The 25,358-nt window shown below is 44.8% G+C and carries 16 protein-coding genes and 3 rRNA genes; 17 read left to right on the top strand and 2 right to left on the bottom strand.

Annotation, left to right across the window (positions count from 1 at the left end):
• The first annotated feature begins 20 nt into the window (after positions 1 to 20).
• From F1644_RS09475 to F1644_RS09395, 17 genes are all read left to right on the top strand, one after another.
• Positions 21 to 695, top strand: coding sequence for a metallopeptidase TldD-related protein (locus tag F1644_RS09475; protein ID WP_317147152.1), 675 nt, complete (start codon positions 21 to 23; stop codon positions 693 to 695).
• Positions 696 to 791: 96 nt separating this feature from the next.
• Positions 792 to 1,886 (top strand): redoxin family protein, encoded by a 1,095-nt coding sequence (locus tag F1644_RS09470; RefSeq protein WP_087421553.1) that lies wholly within the window; start codon positions 792 to 794, stop codon positions 1,884 to 1,886.
• A gap of 126 nt (positions 1,887 to 2,012) precedes the next feature.
• Positions 2,013 to 2,654, top strand: a complete 642-nt coding sequence (locus tag F1644_RS09465; RefSeq protein ID WP_117774549.1) for a hypothetical protein — start codon at positions 2,013 to 2,015, stop codon at positions 2,652 to 2,654.
• Between the two features lie 16 nt (positions 2,655 to 2,670).
• Positions 2,671 to 3,429 carry a hypothetical protein gene (locus F1644_RS09460; RefSeq protein ID WP_087421555.1) on the top strand — a complete coding sequence of 253 codons (759 nt, stop codon included), beginning with the start codon at positions 2,671 to 2,673 and terminating at the stop codon, positions 3,427 to 3,429.
• Positions 3,426 to 4,157, top strand: coding sequence for a hypothetical protein (locus F1644_RS09455; protein WP_118304000.1), 732 nt, complete (start codon positions 3,426 to 3,428; stop codon positions 4,155 to 4,157). The genes F1644_RS09460 and F1644_RS09455 overlap by 4 nt, the downstream gene beginning before the upstream one ends.
• Positions 4,158 to 4,235: 78 nt before the next feature.
• The gene (locus F1644_RS09450) at positions 4,236 to 4,748 is read left to right on the top strand and encodes a hypothetical protein (RefSeq protein ID WP_087421557.1); all 513 of its coding nucleotides are present in this window, start codon (positions 4,236 to 4,238) and stop codon (positions 4,746 to 4,748) included.
• Complete coding sequence (locus tag F1644_RS09445) at positions 4,745 to 5,389, top strand: hypothetical protein (protein ID WP_118261457.1); 645 nt, start codon at positions 4,745 to 4,747, stop codon at positions 5,387 to 5,389. Before F1644_RS09450 ends, F1644_RS09445 begins: the two co-directional genes overlap by 4 nt.
• A gap of 101 nt (positions 5,390 to 5,490) precedes the next feature.
• Positions 5,491 to 6,039, top strand: a complete 549-nt coding sequence (locus F1644_RS09440; RefSeq protein WP_117774553.1) for a hypothetical protein — start codon at positions 5,491 to 5,493, stop codon at positions 6,037 to 6,039.
• Between the two features lie 226 nt (positions 6,040 to 6,265).
• On the top strand, positions 6,266 to 7,372 hold the full coding sequence (locus F1644_RS09435; RefSeq protein ID WP_118261455.1) for a TlpA disulfide reductase family protein: 1,107 nt from the start codon (positions 6,266 to 6,268) through the stop codon (positions 7,370 to 7,372).
• An 808-nt stretch (positions 7,373 to 8,180) separates the two neighbouring features.
• Positions 8,181 to 9,705 (top strand): 16S ribosomal RNA (locus F1644_RS09430).
• Between the two features lie 263 nt (positions 9,706 to 9,968).
• A 23S ribosomal RNA gene (locus tag F1644_RS09425) occupies positions 9,969 to 12,854 on the top strand.
• A gap of 142 nt (positions 12,855 to 12,996) precedes the next feature.
• Positions 12,997 to 13,107 (top strand): 5S ribosomal RNA (gene rrf, locus F1644_RS09420).
• The 16S, 23S and 5S rRNA genes sit together here, the layout of an rRNA operon.
• 124 nt (positions 13,108 to 13,231) lie before the next feature.
• Positions 13,232 to 14,761 (top strand): histidine kinase, encoded by a 1,530-nt coding sequence (locus tag F1644_RS09415; protein WP_168044538.1) that lies wholly within the window; start codon positions 13,232 to 13,234, stop codon positions 14,759 to 14,761.
• A gap of 124 nt (positions 14,762 to 14,885) precedes the next feature.
• Complete coding sequence (locus F1644_RS09410; protein ID WP_168044539.1) at positions 14,886 to 17,456, top strand: zinc-dependent metalloprotease; 2,571 nt, start codon at positions 14,886 to 14,888, stop codon at positions 17,454 to 17,456.
• 37 nt (positions 17,457 to 17,493) lie between these two features.
• Entirely contained in the window at positions 17,494 to 20,814 is a 3,321-nt protein-coding gene (locus F1644_RS09405; RefSeq protein WP_087422520.1) for a SusC/RagA family TonB-linked outer membrane protein, read from the top strand.
• Positions 20,815 to 20,826: 12 nt separating this feature from the next.
• Positions 20,827 to 22,167, top strand: coding sequence for a RagB/SusD family nutrient uptake outer membrane protein (locus F1644_RS09400; RefSeq protein WP_229782478.1), 1,341 nt, complete (start codon positions 20,827 to 20,829; stop codon positions 22,165 to 22,167).
• A 152-nt stretch (positions 22,168 to 22,319) separates the two neighbouring features.
• Entirely contained in the window at positions 22,320 to 23,054 is a 735-nt protein-coding gene (locus tag F1644_RS09395; RefSeq protein ID WP_168044540.1) for a LytR/AlgR family response regulator transcription factor, read from the top strand.
• Here the strand turns inward: F1644_RS09395 and F1644_RS09390 are convergent, their stop codons facing one another.
• Both F1644_RS09390 and F1644_RS09385 read right to left on the bottom strand, forming a co-directional pair.
• Positions 23,055 to 23,957, bottom strand: coding sequence for a helix-turn-helix domain-containing protein (locus tag F1644_RS09390; protein WP_118260707.1), 903 nt, complete (start codon positions 23,955 to 23,957; stop codon positions 23,055 to 23,057). It abuts the gene before it with no gap.
• An 83-nt stretch (positions 23,958 to 24,040) separates the two neighbouring features.
• Positions 24,041 to 25,348 carry a TolC family protein gene (locus tag F1644_RS09385; RefSeq protein ID WP_370818640.1) on the bottom strand — a complete coding sequence of 436 codons (1,308 nt, stop codon included), beginning with the start codon at positions 25,346 to 25,348 and terminating at the stop codon, positions 24,041 to 24,043.
• Between the last annotated feature and the right edge of the window lie 10 nt (positions 25,349 to 25,358).

Here is a 25,358-nt window from a genome sequence, read left to right as displayed (position 1 = left end):
GATTACTGGCACTGCGGACGATGGCCCCGGCTCGGGGAATGCTGGACGAGCAACTGGGGCGTAGAATCATAGATAGCCGCTTGACGGTGAAGAATTACACGACGCTGGCGGAATATAACGGGACCCCTCTTTTCGGGTGTTACGAGATTGACGGGGATGGCGTGGTCCCGGCAGCCGAGTTGACCCTCGTGGAGAACGGGGTCTTTAAGCGAATGTTGAATGGTCGGGTTCCCACACTGAAGGCCCCGGAATCCACGGGTAGTGCCCGTTTTATGATTTCGCCGGATAACCCTATGGCGATCGTCTCCCCGGGAACCATTCACGTGCAGGCGAGCAAGGGCGTTGGCCCCGAGAAGTTGAAGAAGGCCCTGTTGAAGGCGGCTAAAGAGGCGGATCTGGAGTACGCCTACATCGTTCGACGCATCGGTGGAGAGGCATCTGCGGTTTACAAGGTGAACGTGAAGGACGGCAAGGAGATCCGGGTCCGGGTGAACAATCTGTCTGCTCCGGAATTGACGAAGTTAATGGATTTGAAGGGAATATCTTCCGATGAACGAGTGATGAACTACTTCCCGAACGGCGTTCCCGCCTCCCTGATCTACCCGTCGGCAATCATCGTGGGCGACGTGGAAATCAACAGGACTACACCGAAGATCGAGGAAGAGCCGGTGCTGAAACATCCGTTGCAACGATAGTGGAAGAAAGAAATAATTAATTATAGACACGTTGTCAACTCTCCCGTTGAAACTTACCGGTCGAAACGGGAGGGGTTTATTAAAAAAGAGAAGGTCATGAAAAAAATAGTATTATCAATGTTGCTGGTAGTTTGCTCGTTTGTAGTGAGCTTGGCCCAACAGGGATTCAAGATCACGGGAGAATTGGGAGGGACGATCGGGGGAGATTTAGTGTTGGTGAGTGCCAGCCCGGGAGGGGCGGTTAAATTGGATGAGGCTCTCATGGTGAACGGTAGTTTTGAATTTTCGGGACAAGTTGATTCCATGATTCTTGCTTACATAATGACAGCGGAGCAACAGCCGATAGCCACGTTGATGCTCGAGAATCTGGAATACACGATCGTGGCAGGGGAGAATGGCATAGAAGTACGAGGCGGAGGGGAATCCCAAAAGATATTGAACCAGTACAACGTTATCAATCAAACTATCACCCGGGAAAAGATGAGGATGGAACAGGAGGTTCGGGCCGCTTATGCCGAACAGAACCAGATGAAGTTGCAAGCGTTGCAACAACAATTTGAGAAGACAATGACGGAGGTCGGAAAGAAACAAGAGGAGTTGTTTAAAACTTATAAAGATTCGCCCGTCACGGCCTTCATGATCGCCTCTGTCATGCTGCAAATGGATTATTCTTCTTTGAAAGCTCTTCACGAGATGTTGGGAGAACCGGCCAAAACGTGCTTTTACGGGCAATTGATTGCCATACAATTAGCAGCTTTAAAACAAGTGGAACCGGGATCCGTTGCCCCGGATTTTAAGGGAGTAACGTTGAATGGCGACACGCTTTCCCTTCACGGGATCAAGGCAAGAGTGAAACTCTTGGATTTCTGGGCCTCATGGTGTGAGCCTTGCCGCCGGGAGACCCCAAACGTGCGCAAGATATACCAAAAGTATCATGACAAGGGATTGGAAATCATCGGTGTTTCGCTAGACGATAAAAAGCAGGAGTGGGCCAAGGCAATGAAAAACGACAAGGTCACTTGGCCTAACGTTTCAGACCTGAAAGGAAAGAACTCGGAGATCGCCGCCCGTTATTTCATCAGGGGAATCCCTCATACCATCTTGCTGGATGAGGATAACCGCATCGTGGCCAAAAATCTCCGGGGAAAAGCGTTGGAAAAGAAGATTGCGGAGTTATTAGGGGGAAAATAAGGAAAGCAAAACTGAATTTTTAATGACGGAAAAAATGAAACAAGGTATATTGTATTCATCCTCAATCTTTAATCATCTGGCTGTATAGAGTGACAACAAGACAGGTAGATATAACTATGAATAAAAATGATGAAAGCGATTCTATTATTTGTTTTATTATGCCTAACGTTAGGAGGGCAGGCTCAAAATTTGAAGATGGAAAAAGTTTTTGGTTCGGAAAAGAAGGCTCGTTGGGATTCTTTGACTTATCGACTTCAATACGGGAATGGGATTTATTGTATCCAAGATACCTGTGATGCGGTTTTGGTTTCTGATTACCCGTTCGCTGATCATAATTTTGACTATAACAATGATATCGATTCTTGTCGGATCGCTTTTGATCATGCGCAAGAGGCTTGGACTATACAATGTATAAAGGCTTTGCCGGGAGATATTTTGCGTAAACTCGTGCAGCATGTGGAGCGATACCCGAATTTGAATTTTTGTATGGCTTCTATTCAATTTGATAGAGAAGGAAAAGTAATATATGTTTCTTTTCAGATGTATGGTGTATTATTTGAAAGCATGACGGAGGAACAAATCAAGCGATTTTATCGGACTATAAAAGAAATGAAAGTTCCTTTGACCGGATTTTTTGATTTCCTCGAAGGGAAATTTGTTGCTAGTGGTGATATTGATTTTTTAAACCCGATTCTAGAAGGTAAAGTGACTTTCCCGGGAGGGGAAAACACTGGAAAAGAAGATTGCGGAGTTACTGGAGGAAAATAAATAAAAAAGAGAGGATATGAAGACGTGCAAATTTATACTGTTATTTGTTTTACTCGTTTCCTGTTGGAATTGTGCGGAGCCGGAGTTGGGATTCGAGGAAAAGGTGCTTCCCGATGCCGAGTTGAACTTTCTCCCCGAAAATATAAGGGTCATGGATTTGCTTGCGCCAGGTTACCTTGATGCTTGGGGGGATGCCACTTTTACTATTTTGAATAATAGTATAGGCAATAAATTGTTGAGATATGTCAAAGCGTTGAGTCCCAATCGTGCTTTTATTCGTTTCGAGGCTATACCGGGAGAGGATGGACTGCCGGATATGAGCAAGGAAGAAATGGCTTATGCGGGGAGTGGATTAATACGTTACACGGGTAAAGTGCTGAATAATGATTGTAAAGACGAACTTTTATTCCATGAATTTTTTCACGTATTTCAAAATGGTATTGAACGTCCACCGAGAAAAAGCGTGAACAATGAACTGGAAGCTTGTCTGGCTCAATATTTATACTCTGACAGTAAAAGCAGTAGTTATTTTGCTGTTGTAATTGATCGTGATTTTCGACCAATACTTGTGGCACTTGCCTCTTGTATAGATAAACGTACCGGTTATTTGAAAGAGGGGATCTCGTATGACGAGTTTCACGAGAAATACGTGGCGGCGTTGGATTTTATTGCAAAAACCCCTCCTTATAATGGTTCTGATTGGATGCGAGATCAAGCGGGATATAACGAGCATCCTTTTCCAAAACTTGTTCAATTATTAAATCAACACTTATGAAACAGATTCTTTTATCATTAGCAGTATTGTTCGCAACGAGTGTCGCGAACGCTCAAGACGTGTTTAAACTCGGGACAACCGTGAAAGAGAAGCACGTGACGTATGAAGTGAAACATATTGTGACTCTCTATAAGCCTAAGGGGCCTTCTTACCCGCAATGGATTGTTCGTAATGTTCATAACGTGGATACCGTGCAGAAAGAGATACCGTATAGGGGTGTGGTGAAACGGGGCTTTTTCGAGGATTTAAGCATGCAGATCGGCATCATTCTCCACGATCATTTGTCGGAAGCCGAGGTCGCGGAGCTAAATGAAAAAGAGAGAAAAAATAAACCATTCGGGGAAAATGCTGGGGTCGTGTTGCGTGTGGATAGCACGAAGCGTAAAGTGTTGCAAGTGACTTGTTTTTTGTTTTATAATCATTACGTGGCGGCACGGGATCGGGCGGCGAGAGGATGGCAACGGGAGGGAGATCCTGTTGCTTACGATGGTTTTTGGCTGAATTTTGATCCCGACAGATTGTATGCGATAGAGAAAGATATCGTGAAACGATTAGTGTTGCCTGAAGACACACCGGAGATGTATTTGAATGACGATTTCGAGGTATATGTATGTCCCGATCAAATACTTGACCCGGAAAAGGCTAAAGCGAAAAAGGAGGCAGAGGAGGCAGAGCAAAAAGCGTCAAGGGAATATTGGCAAAAAAGAAATCAGATGTATAAGTTATAGGCTTTTTAAAATTCGAGGAAAGGCACTGGAAAAAAAGATAGTGGAGTTGCTGGGCGGGAATAAATAAAAAGAGAGGACATGAAGACGTGCAAATTTATATTGTTATTTGTTTTACTCGTTTCCTGTTGGAATTGTGCGGAGCCAGAGTTGGGAATCGAGGAAGAGATACTTTTTGATGCCGAATTGAACCTTCTTCCCGAAAATGTAACGGTTGCGGATTTGCTTCGAGATAATTCTCCCGAGGAATTTAAACAAGCCACGGGAAAAATATTGGGGAATACACTGGGAAGGAGATTGCTTCTAAGGGTTAAAAGTATACCGAATCGTCCTTTAATTTATTTCTGGCCCATCATGGATAAAGACGGAAATTTGGTCATGGGGGTTGATGGAGAACTGAGATATTATGGGATGGGAAGGATTGATTATAATGAAAAGATATTACGAGATGCGAATAGAGATGAACTCTTGTTTCATGAGTTTTTTCACTTTTTTCAAAATGGCAACTTACTTCCAAATAGGAACTTGAACAATGAAGTGGAAGCTTATGTTGCCCAGTATTGTTGTAAAAATTATAAAATAGAATACACATGAAAAAGATTATTTTGTTGATTATTTCTTTGTTTATCGTGAATATCTTGTTTTCCCAAATATTGTATGACGAAGGTATCGTGAAAGGTAAGAACGTGACGTATGAAGTCAAGCGTGGCAAAGGACATTTGAAATCGTTCACGTTTATACGAAACGTGAATAACCCGGACACCACTTTTCGAGAGGTGCCTAATCATAATATAATCCCTCCGCAAATGGTTGATATCAACATGCAAGTAGCTGAAATTATACACGATGGATTGTCACCGAAAGAATTAGCCCAAATATATCGTAGTGCTCTTATCGGTATGACATTTAGGGTCGATGCGAAAAAAAAGGAATTATTGCAGGTAACTAATTTTTTTTACTTGTGCGATGAACCGTTTTGGGCAAACTTCTCTCCGGACAGATTGCATGATTTGGAACAGCTTATCTTGAGAAAATTGAAATTACCGTCGAAATTGCAAAAAATCTACGTGGAAGCTGACTTTTTCGTTTTTGTATATGGAAGTGAGATTCAAAATATAGAGGAAACGAGAGAGACTCGAAGAAAAGCGATAGAAGCCTGGAAGCAAAAAGATTTTAAAGTTGAAGTTCGGCCATGGCCTAAATTTGTAATAAAGGAAAAACAAGATGAAGAATGATGTTTTCATTAAAAATGAATGTCGGAATGGATCGTAATAGTTAAATAGATCGAACATGAGAAATTTTATGAAATAACTAGAAGCTATTAAAATAAAGACAAATGAAACAGGTTATTTTATTAGTATTATTACTATTCGGCGTGAATTTTTCACTGTTTTGTCAAGATGTATTCAAACTTGGAATAGTGAAAGGGAAAAATGTGACATACGAAGTAAAAGAGTATAAATGGAATTATGCTGAGTGGACGGTTCGTAATATTCATAATCCCGATACAATGACAAGGTGGGAACCGGTAAATAATCCCGGTGCGAACGTAAATTTAAGTAGTGCTTTGCAAATAGGACAAATTGTTCGGAAAAGACAGCGCTACCCGGATCATTACGATGGATTTTGGTTAAATATTGATCCTGACAGACTCCACGAAATAGAACAAGATATCGTGAAAAGGTTCAAAGTCCCTGAAATCAGCGAGGATAGGCTGAAGGATCTTTTGACAGAGGATTTGCCATTCTGTGTATTTTCTAATGAAATTCTTGAAGTGGAAAAGGTTATGAAAGTGAGAAAAAAGAGGCAGAAACAAGATCAGAAAGAATGGGACCAAATAAGGAAGGAGAGAGAACGAGAGGATAGAAAACAAGAGAAGAGATGAAGAACAGCAGATGTAGATACATGTTTTAAGATGGACCTGAATGCAACCCCATTTTCTAACATTGTAACGCTGATGAAATATTAATTGTAAAATAGGATTACGCATGGCTTAATTTTATAGAAACGTTGACTGAATGCGAAGTTGAAGCGTGAAGATAAAATGTGATCAGTGATTTGAATAAACATGTAGAACGCTCCTTTTGATTGGGGCATAAAAATAATTATATATGAAGAAAGTGATACTGTTACTATTATCCGGAGTGTTGTTTGGAGGGACTTGTTTGGCCCAGGATGGATACACGATTTCCGGGAAAATTCGGGGCATATCGATTACTAAAGTCTTTGTCGTGACAGCCGATTTTGGTCGGGTCGATACGCTGGCATCAACCCTTGTTGAGGGGGATAAGTTTATACTCAGAGGAACGGTGTCCGGGGAAGCTCGTGCCGTGAATCTAGCTTTTGCCGGGGTGGAAGGACAGGTACCCTTGTTGTTGGAGAATATAAATTACCAGGTTTCAGTTACGGCACAAGGGGCTGCAATAGAGGGTGAAGGACCGGCCGTGAAACTTTGGAAGGAGTTTGAACGCATCGGTCATGATTATGCTGTCGAGAAAAACCGTGCCGAGGCAGAGTATAAGGCTTTGGAAGGCGAGGGTAATGCGGCGAAAGTTGAAAGTTTGCAATTTCGTCTTGACAATGCTTACAAGCAATCGGTGCTTAAAACACAGGAATTGATCAAGGCTAACGCTGACAATTATGTCTCGGCTTACATCATCGCCTTGAACATGGCTGCAGATGATGAAGCCACGCTTCGTGCTAAATATGAATTATTGGGGACGTCGGCTCGTGCCACAGCTCCCGGCAAAGCCATAGCGGCGATGTTAGATCGATATGGTAAATTGATCGAGGGAGAAGTTGTTCCCAATTTCACCTTGATGAAACCTGATGGCAACACGTTTACCTTACATGGTTTGCCCGCTAAATGGAAGGTTATACATTTTTGGGCTGCACAACAAGGTAGTTCTCGGCAGGATAACTCTGATTTGGTTAAGTTTTACCTGCAATATCGCCCGAAAGGTCTTGAAATTGTCAGTGTGGCTCTGGATGAAAGTGCTGCCATGTGGAAACAGGCTATTGGGCTTGATGGGATGATTTGGACCAACGGTTCAGACCTTAAGGGTATGGAGTCCGAGATTGTCCGCCTCTATCTGGTGCGGGATCTCCCGACTTATTTCCTGCTGGATGCCGAGAATCGTATCGTTGCTCGTAATCTTTCGTTTCCAGAGCTTCGTGCTAAAATGGCGGAGTTGACGAAGAAGAAAAAGAAGAAATAAAGTGCTTTTTATTTTCAGGTGCGTGCGAAAGGGGGAGTTGAAAAAAATGTTGACTCCCTCTTAATTTTTAATACTCTCGATCACTTTACGTGAATACCCGTAGATTACAGGGTGAAGACAGCAATCAATCACGGTACATCTTCGGTTCTCCTTCGGTACAAGGTCGCTCGTGGGCGTTTGTTCGGCGGGTAAGAATCGTCAGGGCCACGTTGTTATTCCCGTTGTTTTCCCGTTGAAAACAGGGGGAAGACAGGGATTAAAGGCGTATCAAATTCGAATCAAGGACGAATCAAAGACGTTCACGGGTGTCCATGAAAGGTGCTTGCCGGGCGAGAGCGCGGTCCCTTTTCCCGGTCGTGCCGCCTTTCCCTCCCTTTTCCCGGTGGTCTTTCCCGTTTTCCCGGTAAAAATTTTTCTCCCTAACGTTTTGCCAGTCACGGTATTGGTCGGGGGCTTGAAAAAAAGATGAAAAATAATGGTGAAAAAATTTGGAAAAGGGGGAATCATTGCCTTATCTTTGCACCCGCTTTCGAGAGAGAGGGCACGAGGGAAAGAGGTTAAACGAGGGGCTGGAAAAAAAGTTTGAAAAAAAAGCTTGAAAAGTTTGGAGAATGAAAAACAAGCCTTACCTTTGCAGCCGCTTTCAAGAGGAGGGCACGAGGGGATGACGGGAGCGACAAGATGAAAAGAAGAGTTCTTTAAGATATTGAAATGAACAAAACGTAGCGAGCGTGAATCGAAATCGACGGTAGTCGAGATTCATGAAACACATGACCCGGCCAGAATAAAAATTTCTGTAAATAATTTTACTATGAAGAGTTTGATCCTGGCTCAGGATGAACGCTAGCGACAGGCTTAACACATGCAAGTCGAGGGGCAGCACGGTGTAGCAATACACTGGTGGCGACCGGCGCACGGGTGAGTAACACGTGTGCAACCAACCCCGTACCGGGAGATAACCCGCGGAAACGTGGACTAACATCCCATAACACTCTAGAGCCGCATGGTTCTGGATTTAAAATTCCGGTGGTACGGGACGGGCACGCGCGACATTAGGTAGTTGGCGGGGTAACGGCCCACCAAGCCGACGATGTCTAGGGGTTCTGAGAGGAAGGTCCCCCACACTGGAACTGAGACACGGTCCAGACTCCTACGGGAGGCAGCAGTGAGGAATATTGGTCAATGGGCGAGAGCCTGAACCAGCCAAGTCGCGTGAGGGAAGAATGGTCTATGGCCTGTAAACCTCTTTTGCCAGGGAAGAATAAAAGGTACGTGTACCTTCTTGCCAGTACCTGACGAATAAGCATCGGCTAACTCCGTGCCAGCAGCCGCGGTAATACGGGGGATGCGAGCGTTATCCGGATTTATTGGGTTTAAAGGGCGCGTAGGCGGGACGCCAAGTCAGCGGTAAAAGACTGCAGCTAAACTGTAGCACGCCGTTGAAACTGGCGACCTGGAGACGAGACGAGGGAGGCGGAACAAGTGAAGTAGCGGTGAAATGCTTAGATATCACTTGGAACCCCGATAGCGAAGGCAGCTTCCCAGGCTCGATCTGACGCTGATGCGCGAGAGCGTGGGTAGCGAACAGGATTAGATACCCTGGTAGTCCACGCCGTAAACGATGCTCACTGGATCTTGGCGATACACCGCCAGGGTTCAAGCGAAAGTATTAAGTGAGCCACCTGGGGAGTACGTCGGCAACGATGAAACTCAAAGGAATTGACGGGGGCCCGCACAAGCGGAGGAACATGTGGTTTAATTCGATGATACGCGAGGAACCTTACCCGGGTTTAAATGTGGAGTGCATGAGCTGGAAACAGTTCTTTCCCTCGGGACTCTTCACAAGGTGCTGCATGGTTGTCGTCAGCTCGTGCCGTGAGGTGTCGGGTTAAGTCCCATAACGAGCGCAACCCCTATCGCCAGTTGCCATCGGTTCAAGCCGGGCACTCTGTCGAGACTGCCACCGTAAGGTGCGAGGAAGGCGGGGATGACGTCAAATCAGCACGGCCCTTACACCCGGGGCGACACACGTGTTACAATGGCCGGTACAGAGGGTAGCCACGGGGTGACCCGGAGCGAATCTCTAAAGCCGGTCGTAGTTCGGACTGGAGTCTGCAACCCGACTCCACGAAGTTGGATTCGCTAGTAATCGCGCATCAGCCATGGCGCGGTGAATACGTTCCCGGGCCTTGTACACACCGCCCGTCAAGCCATGGAAGCCGGGAGTACCTGAAGATCGTGACCGCGAGGAACGGGCTAGGGTAATACCGGTAACTGGGGCTAAGTCGTAACAAGGTAGCCGTACCGGAAGGTGCGGCTGGAACACCTCCTTTCTGGAGACGAGTTCATGTGGCTCGCTACCGCCAGTTCATTATCAACGGGATTCCCTCGAGGGATCTTTAGAGACGAGGCTCGTTGCCTTGGTCCCGCCATCATCAACCTCGACAACTGTCGAGGTTGATAAAGTTCTTTGACATGCTGGAACGTTAATGGATCATTTGATCCACGAAGTAAAAATGTAGTAGAATAACACAGAGCCGTCCCTGTAGTGATACACGGGACAAGGTAAAATTATTAAAAAACACGACGCTAACGAACGTGAACAACCAAGGGCGCGCGGTGGATGCCTAGGCTCTCGGAGGCGATGAAGGACGCGATAAGCCGCGATAGGCCACGGCGAGGTGCAAGTAACCCTTGACCCGTGGATTTCCGAATGGGGTAACCCGGCCGTCTAGATGACGGTCATGCAGTAATGCAAGCGAACGCGGGGAACTGAAACATCTCATTACCCGCAGGAGAAGAAAACAACAGTGATTCCCCCAGTAGTGGCGAGCGAACGGGGAAGAGCCCAAACCGTTGCCGTTTCGGCGACAGCGGGGTCATGGGACCGCGACATTCGACGATGGACGAAGTGCAATTACCTGGAAAGGTAAGCCGTGGAGGGTGACAGCCCCGTGCACGACACCTCCATCTAAGATAGCGGAATCCCGAGTAGGGCGGGACACGAGAAATCCTGCCTGAATTCGCCAGGACCTCCTGGCAAGGCTAAATACTCCCGAGAGACCGATAGTGAACCAGTACCGCGAGGGAAAGGTGAAAAGTACCCCGAGCAGGGGGGTGAAATAGACCCTGAACCCGCGCGCCTACAAGCGGTCGGAGCCATGAAATATGGTGACGGCGTGCCTTTTGCATAATGAGCCTACGAGTTAGTCGTCACCAGCGAGGTTAAGGGCTTCAGGCCCGTTAGCCGAAGTGAAAGCGAGCCTTAACAGGGCGTCGAGTTGGTGGCGCTAGACGCGAAACCTTGTGATCTACCCACGAGCAGGTTGAAGTCGCGGTAACACGTGATGGAGGACCGAACCGGTAAACGTTGAAAAGTTTTCGGATGACTCGCGGGTAGGGGTGAAAGGCCAATCAAACTGGGAAATAGCTCGTACTCTCCGAAATGCATTTCGGTGCAGCCTGTGATGTTCTGTTCCAGAGGTAGAGCTACTGGTTGGACGCGAGGGCTTCACCGCCTATCAAATCCGGATAAACTCCGAATGCTGGAACACGAAATCATGGAGTGAGCCCGCGGGTGCTAAGGTCCGCGGACGAGAGGGAAAGAACCCGGACCACCGGCTAAGGTCCCGGATGGACAGTTAAGTTGATCAAACGAGGTGGGATCGCGGAGACAGCTAGGATGTTGGCTTGGAAGCAGCCATTCATTTAAAGAGTGCGTAACAGCTCACTAGTCGAGCGATCCCGCGTGGATAATACACGGGCATCAAACTGTCAACCGAAGCCGTGGGGTTAGTTAATGACTGACCGGTAGGAGAGCATTCCTGCCAGCTTTGAAGGTCACCCGCGAGAGTGACTGGAGCGGCATGAAAAGCAAATGTAGGCATAAGTAACGATAATGGGGGCGAGAACCCCCCACGCCGCAAGACCAAGGATTCCCCGGCAATGTCAATCAGCCGGGGGTCAGCCGGCCTCTAAGGCTCACCCGAAGGGGGATGCCGACGAGAAACGGGTTAACATTCCCGTGCTTCTCGTCACCGTGACGCGGTGACGGGGTGATGAATGGACCGCGCGCTGACGGAATAGCGCGTTGAAGGCCGTACCCTGTGACGGTGGTAGTCAAGCACGCCACCGGAGGCGAAAGTCGATAGTACCTCGAGGCCTCGGCCGAGGGGATAGCGTCCAGGCAATTTACCCCCTAGAAAACCCGCTAAACTTCAAGTGACGAGGAACCGTACTGTAAACGGACACACGTGGTCGGGTAGAACATACCAAGGCGCTCGAGTGATTCATGGTCAAGGAACTAGGCAAAATAGTCCTGTAACTTCGGGAAAAAGGACGCTCTAGTGATAGAGCCGCAGAGTAATGGCCCAGGCGACTGTTTACCAAAAACACATGGCTATGCCAAATCGAAAGATGACGTATATGGCCTGACACCTGCCCGGTGCCGGAAGGTTAAGAGGAGAGCTCATCCGAAAGGAGAAGGTTTGAATTGAAGCCCCGGTAAACGGCGGCCGTAACTATAACGGTCCTAAGGTAGCGAAATTCCTTGTCGGGTAAGTTCCGACCTGCACGAATGGTGTAACGATCTGGGCACTGTCTCGACCATGAGCTCGGTGAAATTGTAGTTCCGGTGAAGATGCCGGGTACCCGCGACGGGACGGAAAGACCCCGTGAACCTTTACTGCAGCTTCGCGTTGTTCCCGGGCACGGGACGTGTAGGATAGGTCGGAGGCTACGAGTCGGTTTCGCCAGGAATCGAGGAGCCATCGTTGAAATACGACCCTTCTCTTGTCTGGGATCTAACCCTTTGTATAGGGGACACCGCGTGGTGGGTAGTTTGACTGGGGTGGTCGCCTCCAAAAGCGTAACGGAGGCTTCCAAAGGTACCCTCGGGTTGGTTGGTAATCAACCGTAGAGTGCAATGGCACAAGGGTGCTTGACCGGGAGACCAACGAGTCGATCGGGTGCGAAAGCAGGGCATAGTGATCCGGTGATCCCGCGTGGAAGGGTCATCGCTCAAAGGATAAAAGGTACTCCGGGGATAACAGGCTGATCGCCCCCAAGAGCTCATATCGACGGGGCGGTTTGGCACCTCGATGTCGGCTCGTCACATCCTGGGGCTGGAGAAGGTCCCAAGGGTTCGGCTGTTCGCCGATTAAAGTGGCACGCGAGCTGGGTTCAGAACGTCGTGAGACAGTTCGGTCCCTATCTGTCGTGGGCGTTGGAGATTCGAGAGGTCCTGACTCTAGTACGAGAGGACCGGGTTGGACGCGCCGCTAGTGAACCTGTTATGACGCCAGTCGTACGGCAGGGTAGCCACGCGCGGACGGGATAAGCGCTGAAAGCATCTAAGCGCGAAGCCTGCCTCGAGATGAGATCTCCTTACAGGGTCGTCGTAGACGACGACGTTGATAGGCCACAGGTGTAAAGCCGGTGACGGCAAAGCCGAGTGGTACTAATCACCCGAAAGTTGACGTTCGGTGGGTGAGATGATTCAGTTAACGTTCCAAGCGATTGTCAATCAAGGAGATTGGCGGTCGATAGAAAGCATGAGATGAAGAAACTTTAAAGATATTGTCACGAGTAGCCGGAGGGCTCGATGAAGTGACGTGAAAACATTAAAAGGTGTCTATAGCGACGGTGATCCACCTCTTCCCATCCCGAACAGAGAAGTTAAGCCCGTTAGCGCCGATGGTACTGCCCTTGGGTGGGAGAGTAGGTCGATGCCGAATTTAGAAGAGAGGGCGAGTTCAAGTGACTCGCCCTTTTTTTATATTGTCTCGTGGAGAACCTGTAACCTATCAACTTGTAACCTGTAACTTGCCGCAGGTAATTTTTTTCATTACCTTTGTGTGTATGAGAATTCGGACAAATATAATATCGATAGGATTAATCTTGTTAGCTTTATTCATTGCCGCTATTTATTTAATAGGGGAAAAGATTAGTGACGTGGGGAACGATATGAATAATGCGAATGCACGAGAGGCTTGTCGATACCGGGCAGAATCTGTTGCATATGAATTTAAGAAAACCGAAGAATTACAGCGATTGGCGAGAGAGTTTTTTGGGAAAAGTGAATCTTACCGGGAGCAGGATTTATTTTCGCTTTTGAAGACGATGCAACAATTGGACCCGAAATTAAGTAGAACTTGGTTTTTCAGGGGTACCAATGATTCTCTACGGTTGTTGGAACGGAATAGTTCCGAGTTACGTAAGATGAAACTTTCCGGGATCGAGTTAAAGTATATGTATACCTTATTGGATTCACATGCGGATCACCATTTTAGTGGTACGTACCACGAGGATGGAAAGACTTACTGGACGACAATCGAGGCTATTGAACCGACAGCGACCCGGCGTATCCTTTTTGGATTTGATATCTCGTTGACAGACTTACATTCATATTTTGCAGAGGTTACAGGAAAGGTGTCAAGTTACGTGTTTATTGTAAATGAACGGGGTATATTACTTTCGCATCCCGATGAAAATTTATTGGGAACCTCACCTTTCCAAAAAGAAGAGTTGGATTCTATCAAGGAAGTATTAAAAAGTCAGAGTGAATTGGAAATTATGGTTCATTCTAATTTTCTGTCTTCACAGGTGCTTCGAATTTACTATCCCTTACTTGTCGGGAGTGAAAAGTGGGTGATTGCCGTTAACGTGCCGCAGTATGGAAATCGGGAGATATTGGATGAATTTCATCGTTACACGGCGATGATTGCCTTGATTACAGTAGTTATATTCGCAATTTTGTTACTTTTTGCCCAGCATAAATGGCGTAAGGAATACCGTTTGCGGCGTAGTTTGGAACAGGAGTCGATGGAACTGCATTTACAACAGTTGAAAAATCAGATTAACCCTCACTTTTTGTTTAATTCCTTGAATTCCTTGAGTGTGTTGATTGGTTCGGATTCGACTTTGGCGAGGGAATTCGTGTTGAAGTTATCAAAGGTGTATCGCTATTTGCTGGAGACAAGAAACGAAAGCTTGTCCACGGTGAAGGAAGAGATCGAGTTTACCCAGCAATATTATTTTTTGCAGAAGATTCGTTTTGGGGATCAGTTGGATTTGTCCATAGATGTGGGACCGGATTGTTTGGAAGCAAAGGTTCCTTCGATCAGTTTACAGATGTTAGTAGAGAACGCTATAAAACATAATCAGGTGACTTTACAAAATCCCTTGCATATTAAAATTTATGATCGGGATGAATGTTTAATCGTGGAGAATAATTACCAGCCCCGTGCAGAATCTAGCGAGGAGTCCATGGGCGTGGGTTTCGAACGCATTCAGGCCATTTATGACTTTTATTCTGGTGAGAAATTTGTATGTGATTGTGAAAATGGATGTTACGTTTGTCGACTACCTCTTTTAAGAAATCGTTTATAACAAAAAATCGATGATTCACTCCTTTTTTTCGGGGTTTCACTCCCCTTTTATTTTTATTGATTGAAATCTGTCTTATCATTGTAAAGAATCAGTTAACCAGATAGATTTAATGAATAAAAGAAGTATGGTAAGAACAAAAACATTCATTTTAGGTGCGATAGCCCTTGTTGCCCTATCATTATTGTCAGAACCGGGATATTCTCTGGAAAGACGAAAGAAAAAACATGCCAAGGATACAACGGAAGTGTCTAAACCGGATGCTTACGGGGATTTGGTGAAAAAAGCCAAGATTACTGAAGGTATGGTAAAGATTTTAACGGTTGAGAATGATTACTATTTCGAGGTGGCTGATTCGTTGATGGGACGTGATCTTCTAATCGTTAATAAAGTGTCGGGAGTACCTTACGAGTTGAATGATGCAGGCTTGAATAGAGGAATGGAGTCGAATGACAAGCTCGTGCGTTTCTATAAAGATAAATCTATGAACAAGGTGTGGGTGACAACTTACAATGGAAAGGTAAGTGTACCCGAGGGAGATGCGATCAGTGAGTCTGTGAAGGCCAATTATCGCGAGTCCGTGATCGAGTATTTCCCGATCGAGGCTTACGGAAAGGATTCGGCGTCCGTGGTTATCAAGGTGAACAAGATTTTTGACGGAAGTGAGAAAAGTTTTAATGATATATATAATGAAATTGCTTTAGGCGGTTCGGTAAAAAAGGACTTGTCGAAGATATTGGGCGTGAAGGTTTTCCCCAAGAATGTGGTGGTAAAGGCGTTAATGACGACGCAGGTGGTTGATGGCGGCGTGGCGGTACCTCTTACGGTTGAAACGACAACAAATTTGGTGTTATTACCTAAGGTTCCTATGAAGCCACGTTTCGCCGACCCCCGTGTAGGTTTTTTTGCCACGGAGCATATTTATTTTACAGACGAGCAACAGCAAGTGGAAAAACGGGAATTCGTTCATCGTTGGAGATTGGAACCAAAACCGGAAGATATAGAGAAATATAAAAGAGGAGAGGCTGTAGAGCCTGTAAAACCGATCGTGTTTTACATTGATCCTTCTACCCCGAAACAGTGGAGAGAAGAGATTAAAGCAGGAGTTCGGGATTGGCAGGCCGCATTTGAGGCGGCAGGTTTTAAAAATGCTGTTGTCGCGAAGGATGCTCCGGAAGGTGATGAAGATTTTGACATAGACGACATTCGTTATTCGGTCATCACCTATGCGGCATCCCAGCAGGCTAATGCAATGGGGCCGTCCGTGGTTGATCCCCGTTCAGGAGAGATTATCGAGGCTGACGTGGTTTGGTGGCATAACGTGATGTCATTATTACATACTTGGATGCGAGTACAGACAGCACCGATAGATCCGAGAGCCCGTGCAAATAAATTGAGCGACGAGCATATGGCCAGCGCTATCCGCTTTGTTTCTTCTCACGAGGTAGGGCATACTTTCGGGTTGAAGCATAACATGGGTGCTTCTCATGCTTTCCCCGTGGATTCTTTGAGATCGCCGAGCTTTACGGCAAAAATGGGTGGAACGGCAAGTTCTATCATGGATTACGCGCGTTTTAACTACGTGGCCCAACCGGGAGACGGGGTAAAGGAAATTACTCCTAAAATCGGGACGTATGACAAGTTCGCGATTAACTGGGCTTATCGTTGGCTAGATATGGAGACACCTCAAGAGGAGTTGCCGATATTGAATGAATGGATTCAAGAGCATGAAGGAGACCCGATGTTCTGGTATGGCGAGCAACAAGACCCGAAAGATCCGATCGATCCTCGTTCTCAGGATGAAGACCTTGGAGATGACATCGTGAAAGCCAATCGTTACGGGATTATGAATCTGAAACGGATTGTTCCGAATATTGTCGCATGGACAGAGGAAGACGGAGAATCTTTCGCGGAGGCAGGAAAATTATTGATGGCGGTGATTAACCAATGGAAGATGTATGCCGGGCATGTTACAGCTAACGTGGGTGGTATTTATATCAATAACCCGGTGAAGGGAAGTCCGGAGGATCGGTATATCCCGGTGCCGAAAGAGATTCAGAAAGAGAGCGTGAAGTACTTGATTGAAGAGGTGTTTATTGTTCCGGAATGGTTGTTCGGTGCTGGGGTCTGGAAGAAGAGTTACCCGATTCAGATGGGCGTGGAATATTCTCCTTACACGGTTGCACGTGAGTTGCAGTACGCTACATTCTATAATCTGTTGAAGGACGAGCGTTTGTTGCGTATGTTTGATTCTGAAGCGACTTTAGGTCGGGCGAAGAGTTACACGCCGGAAGAGATGTTCGCGGATATTCATAACGTGATATTTGCCAGCAGTAAGGCTGGGCGTAACTTATCTATCTACGAGCGGATGACACAAAAGAATTTTATCGATGCGATCATCGTTAGCTCGAACAGGGCTGTGGAGAAAACGACCAAGAAAGCGTTGCATCATTCAAACACGTGTTGTTTTGCCTCTAAAGCCCCCGAATTTACGATTGAGCCTAGAGAAGAGGTTCAATTGAGGACCTTACACTTCTCTTCCATGGGTAGAGTTTCTGAGGCTGTATCGGTGAAGAGAGGCGAATTGTTGAAAATTTTAAAATTAGCGGAAAATAAACGAAACACGGGTAATGTAGAAACTCGTAATCATTACGAGGATTTGATTATCCGGATTAAAGAGGCGTTGAATATGAGATGATTTTACACCTTATAACATACAAATTAAATAAGTTAGCATGAAGAAAAGTTTATTATTGATTGCGTTATTGTGTCCGCTTTGGCTGTTTGCCCAAAGCGAGAGCGACTATCGTACGATTAAAGGAGTCGTGATGGACTCCGTGACGAACGAGACTTTGATTGGAGCTACGGTAATGATTGACCCGGATGCGGCAGAGGCTAAGAATCTCGGCCCGAAGGGAACGATTACTGATTTTGACGGAAAGTTTGAATTGAAAGTGCCGAAAGCGGTGAAATATGTGGTGGTTAGTTTTGTCGGTTATAAAAATGCGAAACTGGACGTGACGAAAACCACAGAATTTAAGGTTATGTTACAACCGGATCAGGAGCAGTTGACCGAGGTGGTGGTGACGGGTTACCAACAGATCGAGAAACGTAAATCGACATCGGCGATTCAGACCGTAAAGATGGATGATATAAAGAGCATCGGTGTTGCTAGTATTGACCAGTTATTGGAAGGGCAGGTTGCCGGTATGACGTCTATCCCCACGAATGGGGCTCCGGGAGCCCCGAACAAGATGCGAATCCGTAGTACGGTTTCTCTGACGGGAAGTACTGATCCGCTTTGGGTGTTGGATGGGATGATTTTGGAAGGGAATGATATTCCAGAAAATTTTAGTGACAAGGATAATATTGATAACTTGTATAATACTTCCATTGCAGGGGTAAACCCGGCGGATATTGAAAGTATAACAATCTTAAAGGATGCCTCGGCCACGGCTATTTATGGAGCACGTGCAGCAAATGGAGTCATTGTTGTAACTACCAAAAAGGGATCTGCCGGGAAAATGCGGGTGAATGCGTCAGCGGCAATGTTTATAACAACGAAACCTGACTTGGGGAAATTGAATTTAATGAATGCTTCTGAAAAAGTGGATTTCGAGTTAGGTATGGCGAGTATACCTGAGTTGACGTATCGTTCTAACTACGGAAGTGTGGCTCGAATTTTGTCAAATTCGGGAGAGTTAAGTGCTTTCCAAGAAGGAGGATTTAATGCATTGTCTGCACAGACTCAGAACGAGATTAATGCTTTGCGTACAACAGGATCCGATTGGGGAGATCTTGTGTATCAGAATGCTGTGAATCAGCAATATAATATAAGTGTATCAGGAGGCTCTGAAAAAGCTCGTTACTATGCTTCGATCGGTTATTATAATGAAGAAGGTACAACGATTGGGACGAATTTTGAGCGGATTACAGGTACTATGAAGACTGATTTTGATTTGAGAGATAACTTGACTCTTGGTCTTTCTTTATTCATGTCTCACAGTAAACGGAAAAGTTATATCACAGATTCGGATTCTTTCACGAATCCTTCTTATTATACTCGTAATGTGAATCCTTATTTGAATGTTCGTGATGAAAATGGTAAGTATGTTTATGACCAGGATATAAAGGGGTTGGATGATGCTTACTTGGAATTTAATTTACTGGAGGAACGTGAAAATACAGATTATTGGTTAAAGAATCTGGCTTTTAAGCCTATGTTAACTTTAAATTACAAGCCATGGTCTTTCTTATCTTTGACAACACAGTTTTCGATGCAGCTAGAGGATTCGAAGACAGAGAAATTTGCAGACGAAGAAACATATTTCGTGAGAAAATATAGGGAAGATTCTAACTATAACGGGACATATTTTTTACCGGATGGTGGAATTATTCAGAACTGGGCTGCTGATATGTCACAATACCAATGGAAGATACAAGGGGAGTTCAGTCATATTTTTGCCGAGCGTCATTCCGTGAATTTCATGGCCGGTTTTGAAATGCGAGGGAATAAGAATACAAATGTTCATACCAAGGGCTTCGGCTATGATTCCAGAGCTTTGACGACCCAGCCTCTCGTATTCCCGGACGGTTACAGTACTTCTTCCATGTCTTCGTCGAAATGGAAACAATATCAAAAGACCATGAGTGAGGATCGTTATCTGTCTTATTATATGACCGGGTCTTATACTTATGATAATCGATATACATTCTTTGGAAGTATGCGTTTTGATGGTTCGAATTTATTTGGTGTTGCTCGTAAATACAAATATCTGCCATTGTGGGCAGCTTCTGCCGCATGGAATGTTAATCGGGAAGAATTCTTGAGTAATGTTGAATGGTTGAATGATTTGAAATTGCGTGTATCATACGGTCTGCAAGGAAATGTGGATAAGAATACCTCTCCTTATGTTGTCGGGGAGTGGAATTCGACAACGGTTCTGCCTGGTTTAAATGAACCGACGATTAACGTGACCTCTCCTCCTAATCAAAATTTGCGTTGGGAGAAAACTAAAAACTGGAATGTTGGTATTGATATGGCAGTTTTGGATAATCGTCTCTCTTTTACAGTTGATGCTTATTATCGGAAAAGTGAAGATTTGATCGGGGCAAGGGCTTTGCCGCTTGAAAATGGTTTCTCTTCTTCTACGATGAACTGGGCTGAGGTTTCCAATAAGGGTATTGAATTTGCTCTTTCTACGGAGAATATCCGTACTCCGAATTTCCGTTGGAAGATGGATTTCAATATTGCCCATAACACGAGTAATGTGGATAAGATTCAAGTGAGAGATGATTCGTATTCTCCTTCTTTGGAAGGACATTCCATTGGGGCTCTTTTCAAATTAAGAACTGCAGGATTGGATGAAGACGGACTACCGATGTTTTATAATAAAGCAGGCGAGAAGGTGAATTTTGAGACTTTTTATGCTATAACGGATGAATGGAATATTGGCTATCCGACATCTTCGCTGACAAATGCAGAGTATCGAGACTTGTTCGTGTATGCAGGAACAACAGAGCCTAAGTTTACAGGAGGTTGGATCAATCGATTCTATTATAAGAATTTTGATCTTACGGTAAGTTCTAGTTTTGTGATAGATCAGTTGATGCAAGAAACTCCATTTTATTCACCGAGTGAAACGTCTCCCGGTCAGAATTATTCGAAACGGGCTTTAGACATCTGGTCTCCTTCTAATACAACTGGAAAATATCCTCGTTTGGTGAATTATACGATGGAAGAGAATATGCGATTGGTAAATTATTATCAATGGGTAAATGGATTGGATTTAGGAGGAAATTCGTTCAGTAACTATGATTACTGGTTTAAGAATATGAGTTATTGGCGGATAAGTAGTATTCGCTTAGGGTATAATTTACCTCGGGAAATAGCAGATAAGTTACATATAGGCTCTGCCAGAATTAGTTTTGAAGCTCGGAATCCGTTTGTGATTGCTTCAAATTACAAGGGATATTTTGATCCTGAGACTTGGGGAAATATTTACACGCAACCCCTTGCACGGACTTTCTCAATAGGTTTAGATGTGTCATTTTAAAACTAGGTAAAAATGAAAAGAATAATATATATAATAAGTTTACTTGCCTTGTTCACATCTTGTAATTATTTGGATGTGAAACCCGTGGGGAAAGTAATTCCGGAAAAAGTAACGGAATTCAGAGCCTTGATAACTTCTGGTTATACGGCGGTGTCTGGCTATAAATATTTGTTAGCTTTACGGGCTGACGAGGTAATTCCTTCCGGTAGTGCTTACGCTTATCCTCGGTTGATAGATTTTGCTATTTGGAATGACAATTCTGTGAATATGGAAGAATCTTATCCGTGGGGAACTCCTTATAAAGTGATATTTTATGCTAATAGCGTTATTGATGATGTAATGAATGCGGATATTGATACGGAGGATGATTCTCGTGAGCAGATATTAGGAGAAGCTTATCTTTTGCGTGCTTATATGCATTTTGATTTGTTGAATCTTTACGGGAAACCTTACAATCCTTCGACGGCAGAAACGGATCAAGGGATTCCTTTAGCAACCCAAATAGACATAGAACAGGCGTATTCTCCCTCGACGGTAAAAGAAGTTTATGATCAGATATTTGAAGATATTGCTGCGGCTAACGAAGTTTTAACGGTTGACGAGCAACCTGCTTCTACTCTTTATCGGTTTTCCAAAAAATCTGCAAAAGCATTCGAGGCGCGCGTACGTCTTTACCATCAAGAATGGGAGAATGCGATGAATCTTGCTGAAGGGTTACTGTCTTCTTCTCCTCTGGAGGATTTGACTAGTGCAGATTTTACGGAACCTTATAATATCAATTCAAAAGAAGCTATTTTGTGTCTTGAAGAATGGGGAGACAATGATATGACTTCATATACAGAGCTTCTTCCGTCATTGATAGAAAAATATGATGCTGTAAATGATTTACGTTTTAACCTGTATTTTACAAGTAAAAATGATAAATATGTTCCGACCAAAGGAGGCCCAAATTCTAATTACAAGGTTTCTATCCGTTCTTCCGAAATTTATTTGATAGCAGCGGAAGCAGCGGCTCATGTTGATGGAAAACTGGATCAAGCTAAAGACAGGCTGAAAGAGTTAATTAAAGTGCGATTACAACCTGATTACTATGAGGAAAGAGCAGCAGAGATAGATCAAATGACGGCTGAAGAGTTACTAGTAGAGATTGCGAACGAAAGAGCTAGGGAATTAGCTCTTGAAGGGGGACATCGTTGGTTTGATTTGCGTCGTACGGATCGTCCGGAAATAGTGAAAGTTTATACGACAGATCAAGGAAAACAAGATCGTCAGGTTTTGTCTAAAGATGATTCCCGGTATACGATCGCTTTCCCAAAAGAAGCAACGGAATCTAATCCGAATTTGCACAATTAATTTGTATGTTACTAGGTTGATCTAGTAGTTGGAAGGCCGTGGGGGTGGTTCCCCACGGCTGTTTTATTGTTACATGAATTATTTTCGTTATTTTTGTGAATACAGAAACGATGGATGAAAGAATCCGGAGAAAGTATTGATAAAAATAGCTTATGAATGCAATTATAATTGAAGATGAATATCTTGCAGCGGCAGAGTTGGAACGGCTGTTGGGAGAGGTTGCCCCGGAGATCACTATATTGACGAAACTGGATTCGGTGAGCGAGAGCGTGAAATGGTTGAAGAAGAATAAAGCCGATGTGATTTTCATGGATATTCATCTGGGGGACGGGCAGAGTTTTGATATTTTTGAGCAGGTGGAGATCACGGTACCGGTTATTTTTATCACGGCTTATGATGAATATGCGCTCAAGGCATTCAAATATCAGGGGATTGATTATATATTAAAGCCTTTTGACAAGGAAGAGTTACAGCAAGCATTGAATAAGTTGGAATCGCTTTCCCCGGTAAATGCTCCTTTCCCCGTGGCATCGTTGACCGTGTATCAGGAGCGTTTCCTGGTTACCGTGGGGACGAAGATGAAATCCGTGACGGTGGGAGATGTTGCCTATTTCATGGCGGACGGAAAGTATCTGGTACTTTTCACCCGTGACGGGCAAAATTATATCTTGGATCAAACGATCAGTGGTATAGAGATAAAATTGAATCCGGCACAGTTTTTCAAGATCAACAGGAAATTTATTATCAGCTATAATTCGATCAAGGAGATGGTGAAATATTCCAACAGTAGAATCAAGATCGTGTTAACCCCGGCACCTCCTGCCGGAATTGAGGCAATCGTGAGTTCCGAGAGGATTCAAGAGTTCAAGCAATGGCTGAATCAGTAATTATTCTATCGGAATGTTGGTATCAGCTCGGTAAGTAGCGGGAGTTTTTCCTGTATGTTTTTTAAAGAATTTTCCGAACGAGGATTGATCGCAGAAGTGAAGGCGGTCGGCAATCTGTTGCAACGTGTAATCCGGATTCCGGAGTAGTAGTGAGGCTTGGGTGATTAGTTCATTGGCGATCACTTTATTTGCCGCGAATCCGATATATTTATGTGTTATTTTTGTGAGGTAATGAGGGGTGATGTTCAGTTTGTCCGCGTAGAACAAAACTTCGTGCTCTTCTTCTATATGTTGCGTGAGAAGCTGGGTAAATTGATTGCAGAGTAATGAAGAGCGAGAGATTAATCCTTTTTTCTGTTGTTTTTCCATCTCCGCGAAGATCATTTGTGCAACCTTTAAATGATACAGTAAAACTGCATGTTCGAAGATACTTCGGTTTAACGGGCTTTCATTGGTTTGCGAGTTTTCCACGATGAGACGGAAATAGTCTGCCAAAATTTCGATTCCGGCCTTGGGGATTGTGATCGTGTGTTGAAAACGCATGGAAAGGACATCCCGGAAGGGGATCGGTTTGACCCCGTGATCTGCTCTGTCCATGAATGATTTGGGCAGGATGATGATGTGTCCTTTAAAGTCGTTACCCGGTGTCATCTGGGTGATGGTGTTCACCGGTTTAATGTTGACGATATTATTGTTTGAAGGGGTACATTTATGCCGGATGTTATCAATGACAATTTGAAGCGTTCCTTTTAAAATGACAATGTTTATAATGATGTTGGATATGGGTGGGAATTGCTGCAGGACGGTGTGGTCGAAACTATCGGCTTGTAATTCAGCGAACAATACCTCTTGTTCGACTTGTTTGTTGGTTATCAGGGAAGAAAGAATGTCGATGTTTGCCATATCCTTGTTTAATTTATAGTACAAAAATAAGAAATACGGATGAATACAAAAAAATGATTCGATCCGTATTTCAATCTATGAAACTATCTCCCTCCTCCGAGAGCCTGATAGAGCGTAATCGTGTTGGAAATTTCCGTCAAGTGGTTGGTCACTTGATTTACTTGTGCTTCCAACAAGGTTTGTTGGGCTGTCAACACTTCCAGGTAAGTGGTCGACCCGTGTTTCATGAGTAACTGGGTGCTTTTCACCGCATCTTGTAGATGTTTTACTTGTTTTGAGTAATTTTCTGCTTTTTCCCGTGCGCTTTTCACTGCAACCAAGGCGTCGTTCACTTCGATGCCGGCTTCAATGATTGTTTGACGGAAAGATATATCGGCTTCTTTCTGTTCGGCTTTGGCAATGTCAAGATTGGCTTTTAGTGTCCCTCTTTGGAATAGGGGCTGTACGAGCGACCCGACAATATCGTATAGCGAGTGTCGGAATTCGTAGTTTCCCGATATGGTCAAAGCGGGGTAGAAGGCTGCACGAGCCTCGTTCGTGGCATAAAATGCCTGAGCCAAAGTGTACTCGGCTTGTTTTACGTCCGGACGATTGGAGAGAACATGAAGTGGTACTCCCACATGAATCACCTCTGGAGCCAACCAGTCAGCGAGTTCTCCTCGCTCGATCGGGTGGGGTGTTTCCCCGAGTAAGGCACAAAGTTGATTTTCCGTTTGTTGAATCTCTTGTTGGATATCGATCAGGTTATTACATACATTGTAATAATTTGCCTCTGTTTGTGAAAGTGAGGCGGCATTGTATTTCCCGGCTTTCATCAACCGGCGGGTGACTTCCACGTTTTGTTTCCAACTCTGTTCTGTTACCTCGTAGATTTTGTATTGTGCATCGAGGGATAACAAGGTGTAATAGGTGGAGGCTACCGTGGCGATCAATTGCGAGCGTACAGCTTGCATGTAAGCTCCTGATTGGAGGTAAGCCGCCTGTTTTCTTTTCTTGGCATTACGCAGGTTTCCGAACAAGTCGACTTCCCAACTTGCATTTACAGGTAATTGAACGTCCCAGGAACCATCGAAATCTGCACTGGGAGAAACGTTGAACGAGGGGAGAAATGCCAATTTTGATGCTTTGAGAGAGGCTTGTGCTGCCTGAATTTTCAAGATTGCGCTTTGCATATCGGCATTATTCTTTAAGGCGGTTTCTATCAAAGCGTGTAGTTTTTCATCTTGGAAAAAGGTTTGCCAGTGTATATTTCCTGTTGAGGCCGTATCCGGGGAAATGATGTCCCCGTAGGCCTTGTCTGTTATATCGTAGCGAGGCGTTTGGAATGTCTCGTATATGCCGCAGCTCCCCATCGTGAGTATGAAAATACATGAAACGATGGTGCGATGTATCTTGTAAATA

Origin of the sequence: Butyricimonas paravirosa (genome assembly GCF_032878955.1) — a bacterium.
Lineage (GTDB): Bacteria > Bacteroidota > Bacteroidia > Bacteroidales > Marinifilaceae > Butyricimonas > Butyricimonas paravirosa.
The sequence above is the reverse complement of the archived record's forward strand: the minus strand, read 5'-3'. Positions and strand labels throughout refer to the sequence as shown.

What these genes read in the sequence shown, in the direction of transcription:
- F1644_RS09435 (WP_118261455.1), top strand. Translation starts at nt 6,266, where the DNA reads ATGAAGAAAGTGATACTGTTACTATTATCCGGAGTGTTGTTTGGAGGG.
- F1644_RS09450 (WP_087421557.1), top strand. Translation starts at nt 4,236, where the DNA reads ATGAAGACGTGCAAATTTATATTGTTATTTGTTTTACTCGTTTCCTGT.
- F1644_RS09445 (WP_118261457.1), top strand. Translation starts at nt 4,745, where the DNA reads ATGAAAAAGATTATTTTGTTGATTATTTCTTTGTTTATCGTGAATATC.
- F1644_RS09465 (WP_117774549.1), top strand. Translation starts at nt 2,013, where the DNA reads ATGATGAAAGCGATTCTATTATTTGTTTTATTATGCCTAACGTTAGGA.
- F1644_RS09405 (WP_087422520.1), top strand. Translation starts at nt 17,494, where the DNA reads ATGAAGAAAAGTTTATTATTGATTGCGTTATTGTGTCCGCTTTGGCTG.
- F1644_RS09460 (WP_087421555.1), top strand. Translation starts at nt 2,671, where the DNA reads ATGAAGACGTGCAAATTTATACTGTTATTTGTTTTACTCGTTTCCTGT.
- F1644_RS09475 (WP_317147152.1), top strand. Translation starts at nt 21, where the DNA reads ATGGCCCCGGCTCGGGGAATGCTGGACGAGCAACTGGGGCGTAGAATC.
- F1644_RS09455 (WP_118304000.1), top strand. Translation starts at nt 3,426, where the DNA reads ATGAAACAGATTCTTTTATCATTAGCAGTATTGTTCGCAACGAGTGTC.
- F1644_RS09395 (WP_168044540.1), top strand. Translation starts at nt 22,320, where the DNA reads ATGAATGCAATTATAATTGAAGATGAATATCTTGCAGCGGCAGAGTTG.
- F1644_RS09400 (WP_229782478.1), top strand. Translation starts at nt 20,827, where the DNA reads ATGAAAAGAATAATATATATAATAAGTTTACTTGCCTTGTTCACATCT.
- F1644_RS09410 (WP_168044539.1), top strand. Translation starts at nt 14,886, where the DNA reads ATGGTAAGAACAAAAACATTCATTTTAGGTGCGATAGCCCTTGTTGCC.
- F1644_RS09415 (WP_168044538.1), top strand. Translation starts at nt 13,232, where the DNA reads ATGAGAATTCGGACAAATATAATATCGATAGGATTAATCTTGTTAGCT.
- F1644_RS09440 (WP_117774553.1), top strand. Translation starts at nt 5,491, where the DNA reads ATGAAACAGGTTATTTTATTAGTATTATTACTATTCGGCGTGAATTTT.
- F1644_RS09470 (WP_087421553.1), top strand. Translation starts at nt 792, where the DNA reads ATGAAAAAAATAGTATTATCAATGTTGCTGGTAGTTTGCTCGTTTGTA.
- F1644_RS09390 (WP_118260707.1), bottom strand. Translation starts at nt 23,957, where the DNA reads ATGGCAAACATCGACATTCTTTCTTCCCTGATAACCAACAAACAAGTC.